Genomic DNA, 14,974 nt, shown 5'->3' with positions numbered 1-14,974 from the left:
GTACCAGTCGCCTGGCTGATTACAAAATTCTTTTTGCTGAAGATTTTTCAAAGCTATCGCCTGCATTGTCAATCAACACTATCCCCGGCTGTTTTCCTTTTTCAAAACTTCCGAACTGCGCTTCAAAACCCAGCGCCTTGGCGCCATTGAATGTGCCCCATTGAAGCAACTCTGCTGTTGGAATATCAGGAAACTCCGAAGCAATGGTTTTTACTTCTTCGAGTATACTTAACTGTTGGTTGGAGGAAAGACTATCGGTCCCTAAAACAATGTTGGCTCCCTGCATTCGCAGCAATTCAATATCAGGCAGACCATTACCGATATACAGATTGGCATTGGGGCAAAGACAAAAGAACAATGCAGGCAGGGCTTCCTCCTGCATCCATTGCAGGTCGGACGCTTCCGTATGTACATCATGCACCAGGACCATTTGTTGCTGCTGACTGAAAGGCGGCAGCATCAGTTGAGGGCTGCTCAATCCTGAGGGCCGATAAAAGGAAAGATCGATGCCGAGAAAATCATAGAGCCTGCGCATCCCGCCGGTCCCATCTTTCAGGAACTGCGTTTCGGCTATGCTTTCCTGGTTGTGGATTGATAGATATTGATTACCCGGAAAATCCGCTATGAGCTGCAGAAGCTCCGGAGAAACAGAGTAGGGCGCATGTGGAACGATGGAATTCCTGCCCGGCATTGCCGCTTCAAACTGTTCGAAAACAGTTTTCGCAAAAGCGAAACGTTGCGGAGCGGTGGCAGGGATAAAGCCCATGGTTTCGATAAAGTTCCTGTACAGCAACCTGCCCATGCTTTTGGCTGCGATGGTATCCGCAGTATTGCAGATATCGCCTACTGCCACGATGCCGCTATCCCACATCGCCGTCTCAGCCCGCGCGATGGCCGCCTGCACTTCTTCCTGTGGAAAATTCCGTTGCTGCATCACCCCCAGTAGAAAATCCACCATGCCGCTTCCCGGCGGAATGCGGCCCTTCATATGGCTGAGCTCCAGGTGGCAATGGGCATTCACGAATCCGGGACAGAGAATACCAGCCAGTTCCTGCACTTCTTCGCCGGCTTCGGCGGCCGGAACAATGGCTTCTATCACACCCTGTTGGGTGGTGATCAGTACCTCGCCGCCTGAAAGCAGGCTGGTCCCTGTAAATAATTGGTCTGCTTTGAACTTTCTGTAAGCCATAGAAACGGTGAAATCGATTAACTTTGCCATCCTTTCAACCGGAGGAAAGAAATTCCGGGCGTAAAAATACTGTAAACATGCTAGACAAATTAGAAGCGATCACTGCGCGGTTTGAAGACCTGGGAGTGGCATTGACCAATCCTGAGATCGTTGGAAACAACCGGAAATTCATGGAGCTCAGCAAGGAATACCGGAGCCTGGAGAAGATCGTACAGGCTCATAAGGATTATGTAAGCCTGCTGAATGACGTGGACAGCTATCGCGGCGCCCTGAATGGCGACGATGCGGAACTCCGCGAGCTCGCCAAGGAAGAACTTCCCGCCCTGGAAGAACAAAAGGAAAAAATGGAAGCGCATATCCGTCAGCTGCTGATCCCGAAAGATCCGCAGGACGAGAAGAATGTGATCCTCGAGATCCGCGCCGGTACGGGTGGCGACGAAGCCAGTCTTTTTGCTGGCGATCTCCTCCGCATGTATCTCCGCTATTGTGAAAAAAGAGGTTACAAAACTGCCGTACTCAGCGAAACCGAAGGCACCGTTGGTGGCTACAAGGAAGTACAGGTGGAAGTAACAGGCGATGATGTTTATGGCACCCTCAAATTTGAATCCGGCGTTCACCGCGTTCAGCGCGTTCCTGATACCGAAGCCTCCGGCCGCGTACACACTTCAGCGGCTACAGTGGCAGTAATGCCTGAAGCAGAAGAAGTAGACGTGGAAGTAAAGGAAAGCGATGTAAAAATGGAAACTGCACGAAGCGGCGGCGCTGGCGGACAGAACGTTAACAAGGTTGAAACCAAGGTAATCCTCACACACCTTCCCACCGGCACTGTAGTAATGTGCCAGACCGAGCGTACACAGCTCGGCAACCGCGAAAAAGCCATGCAAATGCTTCGCACCAGATTGTATGAAGAACAGGTACGCAAGCAGGAAGATGAAATTGCACGCCATCGTAAAAGCCTTGTAAGTACGGGTGACCGCAGTGCGAAGATCCGCACCTACAACTATCCGCAGGGACGTGTTACAGATCATCGTATAGGCATGACCGTTTACAACCTCGATGATGTATTAAGCGGAAGTATTCAGGAATTCATTGATGCTCTTCAGTTTGCAGAGAACGCCGAAAAGCTTACAAAACAGAACTAAGCAGATCAGGAAAAGTTCAACTTCGTTTACTGGTAGTAGTTGGTGCTGAAACAGCAGTCTGTCATGGCAATTCTTCCTTTTTCGGGGGACAAGCTGACAGGCTATGCAGCACCGTTATCAGGTTTAATATCTTTTTAATCGTAGCGCTATATTTAGTTCACATAAAACCTGTATTGCCGGGTCTTTTTAGTATGAATGGATTGTTAACATTTTGAAAAAATAGATTCAAAATGAGGAAATACGGCGTACTCTTGGTTCCTTTGTGATGTCAAAAGAAAACGCTCTTTGCAAATCCGGAATGTGATAGTAAGATAAAAGGGTTAACCCTTCTTTAACGGGTTGGGTTATACTAATGGCATTGGATTTGCGTTATACAGGTTGTAGTTCTTTTGTAAGACTCAAAAAATAAAGCAGTCAATTTTCTCATAAGCAGTTAGTTTTGGTTACGGCCCCTGTATCTACAGGGGCCAATTTTTTTTATGTACTAATTGCCTGAATTGATTCTCAACAATTTAATATAGGAATACGCGTAAGCGGCGGCGGCTCCCGCTGTATCGGCTGCAATATCTCCCAGATCAAAGCTCCTGTCGGGCACCAGGTAATACTGGATCACTTCCAGTAAAGCACCGTAGAATATCGCGCTAAGGAAAACAAGCCAAAAGGCTTTCTTAAGCCTTTCTGTGGAATATTTTTTACAGGACTGGTAAATATTCCACAAGCCGGAGAAAACGGCAAAAAGCAGGAAATGGACCAGCTTGTCGAAATGTGGGATTACTGGCCCGTCCAGATCGGGGATGGAAGAGCCGGGAAGACAAAGCAGAACCAGGATCGTAAACGTCCAGGCGATGGGAGTCAGAACAGATTCAAACATTCTTTTCACTTGCAAAGATTTGATCTTCAGGAGAACCCTGGTTGGATAACAATGTTACTGAATGCCCGAACATAAAAAAAAGATTCCCGGAGGAATCTTTTCTGAATATCGTTGTGGTGATTTCAGCAAGCCCGCTATAACGGAGCTTTTGTTTTACCCAGTGATTGCATCTTTTCGAGCGTTGGAGACGGATTGCCTCCCTTCTTCTCGATTGTGATGGCAAATGCCTCAGCTTTTTTGGTATCGGTCATCTTCAGGATAACCTTGTCCTGATCGGCATCGAACACACCGAGATCTTTGGGTTTGCCATCGATCAGTGCCCAGAGCTGGTACTGCTGATCGGTTGGCAGTTTAGGCATGTTCTTCACCACCAGGTACACGCTGCTGTTGATGGAGTCCCAGTAAACGTTGGCGGAAGAACGAGGAGCGATCTTTGTTCCTTCCATGCTCACAACGGTTACGTTGGAATCTTTGAAAACCTTTTGTTCTGCGATGATCTGTTGGAGGATAGCGTCAGTTGAATCTGCTCTCTTTTGCAATTCAACATTGGCTTGTTTCAGGGATTCATTTTGTGAATGAAACTGGTAAGCAAAGTAGGCGGCAACAATCAGTAGAATTACCGATGCTACAGCCAGCCAATTGGTTCGCCGTACGGGTCTGTTGGCATTTTCCATAGTGATTACATTTGTTGGTTTGGTTTGATTATGAGAAGTGGTTAGAGTTGCTTCCATCAAACTTTGCCTTAACCCAACAGGAAGTACAATAGTGGAGGAATGTTGCATGTAGATGTCCTCCAGCTTTGCCTCAAATGCGTCACGGGCCGCCACCAGCTCAGGATAGCGGGTGCAGAGCTCTTCGAACTCTTCCCTTTCCTTTTGGCCTGCCAGCCCGAGTACCACCATTTCGACGATACCGCTTGATATGTAGTCCTGTATATTCACTTTAAAATTCCGCGTAATTGAATCAACGCATTCCTGATGCGTGTTTTTACCGTTCCCAACGGCATATTTTGTATTGCTGCAATTTCTTCGTGCGTATAACCTTTATAGTAAGCCAGGTCGATCAGTACCCGCTGATCTTCCTTTAACTGACCCAGCACTTTTCTGAATCCAATATTATCAACATTGAGCTGAGCGGTCTGCCCGTTGAGCTGCTCATCAACGGAGCCCGGCATCGGCTGGTTTTTCCTGTCGTTTTGATAGGTTCTGGAACGTAGTGTATCGATCGAAGCGTTTCTGGCGATATTCAGCATCCAGGTGAATAGTCTGCCTTTCGTTTGATCATAACTGTCAATCTTTCGCCAGATATTGATGAAAACTTCCTGAAGAACATCATTGGCCAATTCCACATCTCCGCTGAGAATCTGAACTATGATGCTGTACAAAGCACTGGAGTAATTATCATAGAGGTAACCAAAAGCCTTATTATCCCTGTGTTTTAACAAGGATACCAGTTGTTGTTCAGTATATGTTTGTGTGGTGGCCAAATGTTAGTTTAACCCAAGCGTGGCCCAATATAATAAAAAAAGAGTGGATATGCAAACCACTCTTTCATATACGTTAAGTATGGAATTCCGGATTTATTCGCCTACCAGCTTTGCGTATGCAGCTGCATCCATCAGGGCATCCACATCAGCTGTATTGCTTACGGTCATTTTGATCATCCAGCCATCACCATAAGGATCGGTGTTTACCAGATCAGGGCTGCCATCCAGCTCGGCATTCAGCTCATTGATAGTTCCTGCAACAGGCAGAAAAAGATCAGATACTGTTTTCACGGCTTCTACCGTTCCAAACACTTCTTCAGCACTGAGGGCTTTGCCCACTGTGGGAACGTCCACATACACGATGTCACCCAGTTCACGCTGAGCGAATTCAGTTATACCAATGGTAGCTACATTTCCTTCCAGAAGAATCCATTCGTGATCTTTGGTATAGCGGAGATTATCAGGAAAATTCATGACGTAAGTTTTAGTGCTGCAAAGATTAAGAAAAGCAATCTATTTCCCATAAAATTTCCAGCCGGTAACAAAATCTTTTTTAAGCTGCTGCTTTGTAAGTATCGCTCTCACCATTTCAACCGGCATTCCGTTCTCACGCAAAACGGCATCGTGGAATTCCCTGTAGCTCATCTTTCCTGAATCCACCAATTCCTTTTTGAGAGCATAAAACTGCTGTCCGCCCACCATATAGGCCAGTTGGTACAATGGGCCATAGCCGCCGGTGAAGCTTCTTCTCACTTCTCCTGCAGCATTGGCGCGCTCATGGTTCACGCGGTTTACCAGGAAATCGATGCATTGCTGCGGCGTCCAGTTGCCAAGGTGATAATTGAGAGAAAAGATGATCCGCGCACAGCGATGCATGCGCCAGAACAGCATCCCCACGCGGTCTTCAGGGCTTTGAGGGAATTTCAGATCCCAGAGGATGAACTCCTGGTAGAGCGCCCATCCTTCTGTCCAGAATGGTGTGTCAAAATCACGGTAAGCCTTGAAACGATTGCCCATAAAGCCTTGCAGGTGATGGCCGGCAATCAGTTCATGATGCACAACAGCGCGGGAGAAATGCGGATTATTGCCGCGCATGCTCATCATCTTATCTTCTTCCTCCATCGTATTGGTGGGATAAGCGATCAGGATAGTTTCGCCTCCCAGAAAAAATGGACTGATCAGTTGCTGCTGCGGGCTCATCATGGTCATGCGCCAGGTTTCTTCCGCAACCGGCGGGATCGTAATCAGGTTATTTTTCTTCAGGAAACCGATCGATTCATTGTACAAGCGCAGGATCAGTTCGGGTTGCTTACCTTCAGGCACATACGAATTTTTCACTTTCTCCATCGCCTGTTTCCAGTTATCGCCAAAACCCATTTCCCTGCTGGCTTTCAGCATTTCCCTATCACACCAGGCGAATTCCCTGTTGGCCATTTCGATGAGGTCTTCCGGCGTATAGGGGACCATTTCAAACTGTAACTGGCGGATCAGTTCTTCGCGGCCGATGGGCTTACCGATGATATCACTTCCATCATCTTTCTGTGTGGTAGTGATCTTTCCTTTCGATTTCAATTGTCCGGCATACATATTCAACAGGCTGTCGGTGGTCCTGTACGGCTTCTCCACCCACCAGCTGAATCCGGGGTCATAGCCGAAGTAAAAATCGAAAACAGATTTGTGCGCCTGCTGCAATCCGCGAACTACTGCCGAAGCCATTTCCGCCTGCTGCATATCCATTTCAGGTTCTTGCTGCAATGCAAGCATGCTTTGCCGGATCTGTTGCTGCCATGCGTACATATCGGCTGCCAGTTTTTTGCCATCCATCGAAAGTCCGCGCCGGCGTTGCTTTTCCAGCTCATAGATTGGTGGGGCGAAGGGGAATAACTTCTTTATCTGTTCATATCCCTTTGCTTCCGCATCCAGTAACCTGATCTGGTTATCGATATTCCTTTTGAAAAGGAGATAGTCCACTTTTGATCCTGTGGAAAGCTGGTCGAAGGAAAGCGATCCCAGTTGCTGCAGATAATCCTGCTGGAATTTCACCAGGCGTTCCCTTCTCTCCGGTGAGAATGGAACGGCATAGAAACGGGTGAGACTGCCCCTGTCTGCCTGATATTGCACCATCAGGTTGTTCACTTCACTGGTTTGCTGCAGCAGGGTTTCTTCTTTTTTCGATTGGGCCATACCGTTATGGCATAGGGATAAGGCGATGCCACCTGTGATCAAACAGGCCATCATTCGATTCCGGTATTGTCGCATATCGTGCGGGAGTTTATTTTCTTTTTACGAGGCGCGCCCTGATGATGCGGACATCCGCCAGGGGCCTGTCGCTGCCCATTCTGCCGCTGGTGGGCACCACGGCAATGCTGTCTACTACATTAAGCCCGCTGATCACTTCTCCGAACACGGTGTAGTTCTGGTCCAGGTGAGGCGTACCTCCCAGGGTTTTGTACACTTCGCGGTGCGCAGCTGGCAGTTTGCGCCTCAGGCGCATGTTCTCCACGGAATCCAGTCCTGCTTCTGTGAACACTTTCCCCTGAACGAGATAGAACTGTGAGCCGCTGCTGGCTTTCATGGGATTCACATCATCACCTGTACGTGCAGCCGCGATCACTCCTTTTTTATGAAAGAGGGAAGCTCTGAATTCTGCCGGTACTGTGTAGCCGGGGCCGCCATTGCCGAGCTCTGCGCCGGCTTTCGCCCGTTTACTGTCCGGGTCTCCGGCCTGTACCATAAATTGATTGATCACACGATGAAAGAGGATGCTGTCGAAATATTTTTTCTGAACAAGCCTGATGAAATTGTCCCTGTGCAGGGGAGTGGAATCGGAGAGCCTGATGAGGATGGTCCCCTTGCTGGTAACAAGTTCTACATCTTTTTGAAGATCGTGTACACGGAGGCCGTTGGAGAGACGGGGATTACAGGCGGCGAACGTAAGCAGCAGGGCTGCGAGTGCAAGCAGTCGGTTCATGGTGTTAATGGGATCAGTATTTAAAATCCAACCCGGTCGAAATACAACAGGATATGGTCTTTGAGAAAATTCTCCTGTTCCATCATATTCATCACGGGTAAGCTCTTGAGTTGTTTGAAATGCGGCCATCCGTCCCTGTCAGTTCCTTCCAGTTCGTAATAACCACTTTGCGCCATCAGCGAGCAGACGGCAATATGCATCAGGTCCTGCTTCTGTTCTTTCGTGAACTTCGGCTTCACTCCCAATTCCTGGATGCCGATAAGGAAAAGGATGGTTTCCATATCGGGCTTCTTCCCAAATCTTTCCACCAGCTTCGCTTCCAGCGTCCACCAGCGTGTCATCAGATCGTCCTGTGCATTCATAGCTGCAAAGATAGGCAGGAATTCCGAAGCGGGCCTTACACGGATTGCATTAGATAATTTATGATATGAATCTGACAAAGGCTGGTGTTTTCCAGCAACTTAACTTTACAAAAAGTACAGCATCATGAACTGGCAAAAAGACAAATTCGCCATCGATACAGACAAAAGCAAACTGGATACAGCCTATATCCGGGGTAAGCTTGCCGCTACTTACTGGGCTGAAGATATCCCTCTTTCCATCGTGGAGCGGTCAATTGAGAACTCCCTCTGTTTTGGTGTGTATGTGGGGGCGCAGCAGATCGGGTTTGCCAGGATGATCACAGACAAGGCCAGTTTTGCCTACCTCTGTGATGTATTCATAGATGAAGATTATCGCGGCCAGGGTCTCAGCAAATGGCTGATGAGTGCGATCATGGGCCATCCTGATCTCCAGGGACTCCGCCGTTTCATGCTGGCCACCAGGGATGCACATGGGCTTTACCGGCAGTACGGCTTCAATGAACTGGTGGCGCCGGAAAGATGGATGGAGATCAGTGTTCCCGGAATTTACAAGAAGATGAAAACCCAACAATAATCTACGGTACAGGAATTATCTTTGTTGCAAATCATTTGAATAATGCTACAGATTCCATTTATCAGACAGCACACAGAACAGGTAAAAGAGCGATTGGCCGTTAAAAATTTCCAGGAGCTGTCGCTGGTTGACGAGATCATAGCATTGGATGATGAACGCAGGAAACTTCAGCTGGAATTCGATACAACCCAGGCAAAGGTGAACAGCGCATCCAAGGAGATCGGACAATTAATGGCGAAAGGTCAGAAAGAAGAAGCGGAAGCCCTCAAGCAATCCGTTCCTTCGCTGAAACAAAGCCTGCAGCCGATCTCGGAGCAACTGACAGCCGTGGAGAAGCAGCTGGAAGCAACCATCGTGAAACTTCCCAACCTTCCTTCCGTCAATGTTCCCAGGGGAAAAACACCCGAAGACAATGTGGTGGTGCGCGAAGGCGGCTCCAAACCCACACTGGTCAACAATGCTGTGCCCCACTGGGACCTGGCTAAAAAATACAAACTGATCGATTTCGAACTGGGCAACAAGATCACGGGAAGCGGCTTTCCCGTGTATACCGGTAAGGGCGCCCGCCTGCAGCGTGCACTGATCCAGTACTTTCTGGATTACAATACCGCTGCTGGTTATACAGAGATCATCCCGCCCTTTGTAGTGAACGAAGCATCTGCTTTCGGCACCGGCCAGTTGCCTGACAAGGAAGGACAAATGTATTATGTGAACGAAGACCAGTTCTACCTGATACCCACATCCGAAGTGCCACTTACCAATATATATCGCGATGAACTGGTGAAGGAAAGCGATCTTCCCATCAAAATGACCGGATACTCCCCCTGCTTCCGCCGCGAAGCAGGCAGCTACGGAAAAGATGTACGCGGACTGAACCGCCTGCACCAGTTTGAGAAAGTGGAGATCGTACAGATCGTACATCCGGACAACAGCTATGCAGTACTGGAAGAAATGGTGCTGCATGTAGAGTTGTTGTTGCAATCGCTCAAACTGCCCTATCGCATCCTCAATCTCTGCGGCGGTGATATGGGCTTTGCATCAGCGCAAACCTACGACTTCGAAGTGTATTCAGCCGCGCAGGAGAAATGGCTGGAAGTTAGCTCTGTGTCTAACTTTGAAGCTTATCAGACCAACCGGTTGAAAGCAAGATTCAAAGACAGCAATGGAAAGAACCACCTGGCGCATTCACTCAATGGAAGCTCTCTGGCACTACCAAGGATCCTCGCCTGTTTGCTGGAAAACAATCAAACAGAGAATGGAATTGAATTGCCGGAAGTGCTGCACCAGTATCTCGGTTTTAAAACTATTTAACAGCCTTCGTTAATATTTAATAAAAGGGGTGCGACAAGTAAGTTTGTCGCACCCCCTTTTATTATTCCGGCCCTGCAATAACGGGTAGCCTTATCTGTACATTAATCCGGGCGCAGATACCAGAAGCTATCCCTGGCGTGGTATTTTTTATTCTATCATTTTTCGGTTACTGCCCGGGTTGATTATATTTGCGCTCCTGATTTTTAATCGTGTTTTCTCTGCTTTTCCAGCCCACCGCAGATCGACACAACTCCTAAATCAAAATCATACAATGAAAAGGAAATCCATTTTGCTTGCAATAGCAGGCATGCTCTTCTGCGTTATTTCCCATGCGCAGATCAAGAAAGGTTCCATGCTGATCGGCGGGTCTGCCGGTTACAGCGCTTACAAGGCAGACAAACTTCCGGACGCAGGCTGGAACAGAGAAACTAAATTCAGATCATTTTCTTTCTCTCCTTCATTTGGCATTGCCATCAAAGACAACCTGATTGTGGGTGCAGACATTTTGCTGGAAGGTTCAAAGGAGAAATATGCCGATATACCCAATTCCCCGGCCCCTTTCAACAAGAAGGAAGATTATAAGAATTACTCCAGAGGCGGCGGCTTGTTCGTTAGAAAGTATTGGGGAGTAGCCAATAAACTCTATGTTTTCGGACAAGGCCGGTTAGGCGTAGCTGTTACCAGGGAAGACTTCAAACCTTATGAAAGCTCTATCAACAGTTACCTGAAAGGTTTGAATGTGGCTGCTTCTGTTTCTCCTGGCCTGTCCTTTGCCGTTAGCCGCAAAGTTCACCTGGAAAGCACATTCTTTAACCTCCTCACTGTGGAATATAGTAAGAAGAAATACAAAGGCGGGGATCTCGAGATCGGCAATAAGATGACCGGCGAATTCAGCGACTTCAAGATCAGCAGCAGTTTCGATAATGCAACTGCTTTCACGATCGGCGTAAGGATCCTTCTTTCCAAATAACCCCGAACACTACATCATATGAAATCAAAATATTTTCTTTTTTTCATTATAGCAATCTTTGCTGTAACCAACTCTCAGGCGCAGATAAAAAAAGGCTCACTTCTTTTTGGAGGTTCTCTCAGCTATGGTTCCCAAAAATCACAAATTTCCAGTTTTGCAGAAGTAAAACTGAAAACTGTAGGTATTGCACCCGCCTTCGGTTGGGCTGTGCGCGATAACCTTGTATTTGGTCTGGACCTTGAATATCTTTCACTGGATACAGATGCTTCCAATAGCCCTGAGAATTCGGCTAAAGGTGCAGGCGTTTTCCTAAGGAAGTACTGGCCACTTGGAAACCGGTTCTATGTTTTTGCAGAGTTGCGTACAGGCGTCAGATGGTCTGAAGTTGCCGGGCTTACAGTGCCTTCACTGGTAAATGTAAAAACGGAAGAGCTCAATATAAATGCAACGCTCAAACCAGGGTTCGCCTTCTCCCTGAACAAAAAAGTACAATTGGAAACAGTGCTCATGCCCCTGATCACTGCCCAGTACAGGAAAATTGAATCAACCAGCAAAAGCTGGAATGGCGGTTCAACAACTGGAAATAAAAAAGGATTCGATGTAAACACAAGCCTCTCCAACAACACTAGTTTTTCGCTTGGTGTAAGGATTTTGTTAGAGAAATAATTAATATATGTTTTGTTTTTAAAAGGCGTATCCATAAAATACGCCTTTTGTTTTTGCGTTTGGCACTGAGGTTGCAGTTATTCCATTATTCCATTTTCCGGTTCTATCCGAAAATAAAAGACTCTGTTAAACTTTCCTTTTGGCAACCCGTCAAACGCAAAACCATTTTCCTCATGGGCATTTCCAATCAGCTCAAAAACCAGCATCTGCTCTGGCGTGCAGGCTTCGGACCGGATACTGTGCCGGTGGATGAGCTCTCCTCCGATTCCAACAAAAAACTAATCAAGGCAATATTCAAGGCATCCGAAAAAGTACCGGCCTACATCGATGTGGCCGATCCCGCCATTAAAGAGATCTACCAGGGCATGGAGGAAATGTACCGGCAGAAAAGACAATTGACGGAAGAACAGCGAAAACTTGTCCGCGACAGGTCCCGCGACGGCATCCGCGCACTCAATCTCACCTGGCTCAACCAGATGGTGCACAGTGAGCAACAACTGCGCGAAAAAGTATCACTCTTCTGGCATGGCCATTTCGCCTGCCGCACCGTGAACATCGTTCACCAGCAGCAATTGCTGGATGCGATCCGTCGCAATGCCCTTGGGAAATTCCCTGACCTGCTTCGCGAAGTGAGCAAGTCCGGCGCCATGCTGAATTTCCTCAACAATAACCAGAACAGGAAAGATCATCCCAATGAGAATTTCGCCCGCGAAGTAATGGAGCTCTTTACCCTGGGCCGCGGCAATTATACTGAAGACGATATCAAGGAAGCTGCCCGCGCCTTCACCGGCTGGGGCTCCAATGCCTCAGGCAATTTTGTGTTCCGAAAGAACCAGCATGATACCGCCAAAAAGAAAGTACTCGGCAAATCCGGAAATTTCAATGGAGATGATATTCTCGATATCCTCATTCAACATCCGCAAACGGCTCAATACATCACTCGGAAAGTATATCGCTATTTCGTGAATGAAACGGAAAATGAAGAACAGATCAAATGGCTTGCAGACCGCTTCTACAAAGGTGGCTACGATATCAGCGCACTCTTCCAGGATATCTTTACAAGCGATTGGTTCTACGATCAACGCAATGTGGGCTCCATCATCAAATCCCCTGTACTGCTGATAGCAGGTATCAGAAGAGCCATTCCCATGGAGATCTCCAATGAAGAAGTACAGATCACTCTGCAGAGACTGCTGGGGCAGCAGCTCTTCTATCCGCCCAATGTAGCTGGCTGGCCCGGAGGAAAGAACTGGATCGATAGCTCTTCCCTCATGCTTCGCCTACGCATCCCGCAAATGATCTATGCAGAAGATACGCTTACCCTCAAACCCAAAGACGATGACGATCAGATGATGGGTATGAAGGACCAGGGTGACCGAAAACAAAAAATGAAAGCCTTCGCCCAAAAAAGAGGCGGCGGACAGGTAATTGCCGCCACTGTTAACTGGGATGCATACACGAAACTGTTCGAAAAGATTTCCAGGGAAAAACTGCTCCCCGCTATCAGCAGTTCCGTACTGCAAACCAGCAACAGCGTTACCGTTAGCACACTGGACAAATACATCGACAACAGCAGCAGGGAGAATTATATCCGCTCGGCCACTATCCAATTGATGAGCACGCCAGAATACCAACTTTGTTAATCCGTTCAATCGCTATCATATGCTTTTAAAAAGAAAAGAATTCCTGCAGATCGGTAGTCTCGCCACAGCATCCATGATGCTGCCCAAATTCATGAAAGCGTTTGAAGCCCCGCACCTGGTGCCGCCCGGCAACAAAGTGCTGGTGATCCTTCAGCTCAGCGGAGGCAACGACGGATTGAATACAGTAATACCGGTAAGGAACGATATCTATTATAAAGTGCGGCCAAAACTCGGCATTGCCCCCGATAATGCACTCCGTCTCACAGACGATGCAGCCCTGCACCCCGCACTTACCGGGATGAAAGAGTTGTACGACAATGGCCATCTCGGCATCCTCAACAATGTTGGCTATCCAAACCCCGACCGCTCACATTTCCGCAGCATGGATATCTGGCATAGTGCCAGCGACAGCGACAAATACGTATATACGGGATGGTTAGGCCGCTACCTGGATGCGCAATGCAAGGGTTGCGACAAACCCACGCAGGCGCTGGAGCTGGACGATATGCTCAGCATGGCCATGAAGGGAGAACATATTAAAGGACTTGCCATGAAAGATCCCCGCAGACTCTTCAACACGTCCAACGAAAAATTCTTCAGGGAAGTAGTGAAGAACCACCAGGATGAACATGGAGAACAAACAGTTGATTATCTCTATAAAACCATGGCAGAGACCATGAGCAGTGCGGATTATATTTTCAAACAAAGCCGCATTCATCCTACCAGTACTGTTTACCCTTCCACCGATATCGGCAATAGCCTGAAGACCATTGCTTCGCTGATCTTCTCAGACATCAATACGAAAGTGTATTACCTCTCTCTCGGAAGCTTCGATACCCATGTAGGACAGGATGGCCAGCAGCGCAGGCTCTTCACCGAAATGAATGCAGCCATCAGCGCCTTTGTGAAAGACATGCAGCAGAACAATCGTTTCCAGGATGTGATGCTGATGACCTTTTCTGAATTCGGAAGACGCGTGGCGCAGAACGCCAGTGGCGGCACCGATCACGGAACAGCCAATAATATGTTCTTCGTAAGCGGAGCGCTCAAACAAAAAGGATTGCTGAATGAATTGCCCGATCTCAGTAACCTGAAGAATGGAGACCTGCAGTACAGTGTGGATTTCAAGAACGTGTACGCCACCCTGCTGAACAAGTGGCTGGGAGCAGACGACCGGCAAATACTGGGAAGGGAGCTAAGTTATCTTGATTTTGTTTGATATTAAAAAAGATGTATATTTAGTACACAACTTTTTATCACCGTCCATTTTTCCTTTCCTTATTTCTCCCGGCTTCGAAAAAAATTACCTTATCTGTAGTTTAAGAGATTGTGCTTACCAAAAGCCTTCCTTGTATAGAGCAAAACGAAATACAAGAAGGCTTTTTTGCTGGCAGTATGGCTGCCAATAAAAAAGCAACCGAGACAGTCATATCAGGAACATGCCAAATGCACAGGCCTGTTATGACCGCTCAGTTGCTTTTCTTTTGTGGAAATGTTTTTACCAGCCTTGTTTGGCAACACCGGCCTTGATAGCAGCGAGCGCTTTTTCTTCGCCCAACAGGGTAGTGAGTTTATTGCCTTTACCGTCGTTTCCCTGAGCCATATAAGCTCCTTTGGCGGTTTTAGTGATCACTGCGTCTTTGATAGGAACATTCTTTTCCTTTGTTTTTACATTGTATGCAGTGAGCTGAATGTCTGCCATAGTCTAACTATTTAAGAGGTTAGTAAATTGAATAATTTTACTTTGCAAAAAGTTCTCCAAATAAGGATCAAAGCACACTTAAATATA

16 protein-coding genes are annotated in these 14,974 nt (G+C 47.5%); 7 read left to right on the top strand and 9 right to left on the bottom strand.

Annotated features, from left to right (window positions below; translation table 11 throughout):
- Window positions 1-19 precede the first annotated feature (19 nt).
- Window positions 20-1,189 carry an amidohydrolase family protein gene (locus FSB84_RS09085; protein ID WP_158643824.1) on the bottom strand — a complete coding sequence of 390 codons (1,170 nt, stop codon included), beginning with the start codon at window positions 1,187-1,189 and terminating at the stop codon, window positions 20-22.
- 77 nt (window positions 1,190-1,266) lie between these two features.
- Between FSB84_RS09085 and prfA the strand changes: the two genes are divergently transcribed.
- The gene (gene prfA, locus FSB84_RS09080; RefSeq protein WP_130541867.1) at window positions 1,267-2,331 is read left to right on the top strand and encodes a peptide chain release factor 1; all 1,065 of its coding nucleotides are present in this window, start codon (window positions 1,267-1,269) and stop codon (window positions 2,329-2,331) included.
- Between the two features lie 484 nt (window positions 2,332-2,815).
- On the opposite strand, the gene FSB84_RS09075 is transcribed toward prfA, so the two are convergent.
- The 7 genes from FSB84_RS09075 to FSB84_RS09045 all read right to left on the bottom strand — a co-directional run bounded on the left by FSB84_RS09075 (window position 2,816) and on the right by FSB84_RS09045 (window position 8,099).
- The gene (locus FSB84_RS09075) at window positions 2,816-3,202 is read right to left on the bottom strand and encodes a VanZ family protein (RefSeq protein ID WP_225980092.1); all 387 of its coding nucleotides are present in this window, start codon (window positions 3,200-3,202) and stop codon (window positions 2,816-2,818) included.
- A gap of 134 nt (window positions 3,203-3,336) precedes the next feature.
- Complete coding sequence (locus tag FSB84_RS09070) at window positions 3,337-4,143, bottom strand: anti-sigma factor (protein WP_147122115.1); 807 nt, start codon at window positions 4,141-4,143, stop codon at window positions 3,337-3,339.
- Entirely contained in the window at window positions 4,140-4,646 is a 507-nt protein-coding gene (locus tag FSB84_RS09065) for an RNA polymerase sigma factor (protein WP_225980024.1), read from the bottom strand. The genes FSB84_RS09070 and FSB84_RS09065 overlap by 4 nt, the downstream gene beginning before the upstream one ends.
- A gap of 135 nt (window positions 4,647-4,781) precedes the next feature.
- Window positions 4,782-5,162 carry a glycine cleavage system protein GcvH gene (gene gcvH / locus FSB84_RS09060; protein ID WP_127129135.1) on the bottom strand — a complete coding sequence of 127 codons (381 nt, stop codon included), beginning with the start codon at window positions 5,160-5,162 and terminating at the stop codon, window positions 4,782-4,784.
- A gap of 39 nt (window positions 5,163-5,201) precedes the next feature.
- Complete coding sequence (locus tag FSB84_RS09055; protein ID WP_225980023.1) at window positions 5,202-6,947, bottom strand: DUF885 family protein; 1,746 nt, start codon at window positions 6,945-6,947, stop codon at window positions 5,202-5,204.
- Window positions 6,948-6,960: 13 nt separating this feature from the next.
- On the bottom strand, window positions 6,961-7,659 hold the full coding sequence (locus FSB84_RS09050) for a peptidylprolyl isomerase (protein WP_130541871.1): 699 nt from the start codon (window positions 7,657-7,659) through the stop codon (window positions 6,961-6,963).
- A 20-nt stretch (window positions 7,660-7,679) separates the two neighbouring features.
- Window positions 7,680-8,099, bottom strand: a complete 420-nt coding sequence (locus FSB84_RS09045) for a hypothetical protein (RefSeq protein ID WP_225980022.1) — start codon at window positions 8,097-8,099, stop codon at window positions 7,680-7,682.
- Between the two features lie 46 nt (window positions 8,100-8,145).
- Between FSB84_RS09045 and FSB84_RS09040 the strand changes: the two genes are divergently transcribed.
- The 6 genes from FSB84_RS09040 to FSB84_RS09015 all read left to right on the top strand — a co-directional run bounded on the left by FSB84_RS09040 (window position 8,146) and on the right by FSB84_RS09015 (window position 14,404).
- On the top strand, window positions 8,146-8,595 hold the full coding sequence (locus tag FSB84_RS09040) for a GNAT family N-acetyltransferase (protein WP_130541872.1): 450 nt from the start codon (window positions 8,146-8,148) through the stop codon (window positions 8,593-8,595).
- 42 nt (window positions 8,596-8,637) lie between these two features.
- Window positions 8,638-9,906 (top strand): serine--tRNA ligase, encoded by a 1,269-nt coding sequence (gene serS, locus FSB84_RS09035; RefSeq protein ID WP_130541873.1) that lies wholly within the window; start codon window positions 8,638-8,640, stop codon window positions 9,904-9,906.
- Window positions 9,907-10,177: 271 nt separating this feature from the next.
- Window positions 10,178-10,876 carry a hypothetical protein gene (locus FSB84_RS09030; RefSeq protein WP_130541874.1) on the top strand — a complete coding sequence of 233 codons (699 nt, stop codon included), beginning with the start codon at window positions 10,178-10,180 and terminating at the stop codon, window positions 10,874-10,876.
- Window positions 10,877-10,894: 18 nt separating this feature from the next.
- Entirely contained in the window at window positions 10,895-11,542 is a 648-nt protein-coding gene (locus FSB84_RS09025) for a hypothetical protein (RefSeq protein ID WP_130541875.1), read from the top strand.
- A gap of 173 nt (window positions 11,543-11,715) precedes the next feature.
- On the top strand, window positions 11,716-13,185 hold the full coding sequence (locus tag FSB84_RS09020) for a DUF1800 domain-containing protein (RefSeq protein WP_130541876.1): 1,470 nt from the start codon (window positions 11,716-11,718) through the stop codon (window positions 13,183-13,185).
- A 19-nt stretch (window positions 13,186-13,204) separates the two neighbouring features.
- Window positions 13,205-14,404, top strand: coding sequence for a DUF1501 domain-containing protein (locus FSB84_RS09015; protein ID WP_130541877.1), 1,200 nt, complete (start codon window positions 13,205-13,207; stop codon window positions 14,402-14,404).
- A gap of 279 nt (window positions 14,405-14,683) precedes the next feature.
- Here the strand turns inward: FSB84_RS09015 and FSB84_RS09010 are convergent, their stop codons facing one another.
- Window positions 14,684-14,887, bottom strand: coding sequence for a hypothetical protein (locus FSB84_RS09010; RefSeq protein WP_127129124.1), 204 nt, complete (start codon window positions 14,885-14,887; stop codon window positions 14,684-14,686).
- Between the last annotated feature and the right edge of the window lie 87 nt (window positions 14,888-14,974).

The sequence above is a fragment of the Pseudobacter ginsenosidimutans genome (assembly GCF_007970185.1).
Lineage (GTDB): Bacteria > Bacteroidota > Bacteroidia > Chitinophagales > Chitinophagaceae > Pseudobacter > Pseudobacter ginsenosidimutans.
The sequence above is the reverse complement of the archived record's forward strand: the minus strand, read 5'-3'. Positions and strand labels throughout refer to the sequence as shown.

Coding starts and splice junctions, on each gene's coding strand:
- FSB84_RS09085 (WP_158643824.1), bottom strand. CDS start 1,189: ATGGCTTACAGAAAGTTCAAAGCAGACCAATTATTTACAGGGACCAGC.
- prfA (WP_130541867.1), top strand. CDS start 1,267: ATGCTAGACAAATTAGAAGCGATCACTGCGCGGTTTGAAGACCTGGGA.
- FSB84_RS09075 (WP_225980092.1), bottom strand. CDS start 3,202: ATGTTTGAATCTGTTCTGACTCCCATCGCCTGGACGTTTACGATCCTG.
- gcvH (WP_127129135.1), bottom strand. CDS start 5,162: ATGAATTTTCCTGATAATCTCCGCTATACCAAAGATCACGAATGGATT.
- FSB84_RS09055 (WP_225980023.1), bottom strand. CDS start 6,947: ATGCGACAATACCGGAATCGAATGATGGCCTGTTTGATCACAGGTGGC.
- FSB84_RS09050 (WP_130541871.1), bottom strand. CDS start 7,659: ATGAACCGACTGCTTGCACTCGCAGCCCTGCTGCTTACGTTCGCCGCC.
- FSB84_RS09040 (WP_130541872.1), top strand. CDS start 8,146: ATGAACTGGCAAAAAGACAAATTCGCCATCGATACAGACAAAAGCAAA.
- serS (WP_130541873.1), top strand. CDS start 8,638: ATGCTACAGATTCCATTTATCAGACAGCACACAGAACAGGTAAAAGAG.
- FSB84_RS09030 (WP_130541874.1), top strand. CDS start 10,178: ATGAAAAGGAAATCCATTTTGCTTGCAATAGCAGGCATGCTCTTCTGC.
- FSB84_RS09025 (WP_130541875.1), top strand. CDS start 10,895: ATGAAATCAAAATATTTTCTTTTTTTCATTATAGCAATCTTTGCTGTA.
- FSB84_RS09020 (WP_130541876.1), top strand. CDS start 11,716: ATGGGCATTTCCAATCAGCTCAAAAACCAGCATCTGCTCTGGCGTGCA.
- FSB84_RS09015 (WP_130541877.1), top strand. CDS start 13,205: ATGCTTTTAAAAAGAAAAGAATTCCTGCAGATCGGTAGTCTCGCCACA.
- FSB84_RS09010 (WP_127129124.1), bottom strand. CDS start 14,887: ATGGCAGACATTCAGCTCACTGCATACAATGTAAAAACAAAGGAAAAG.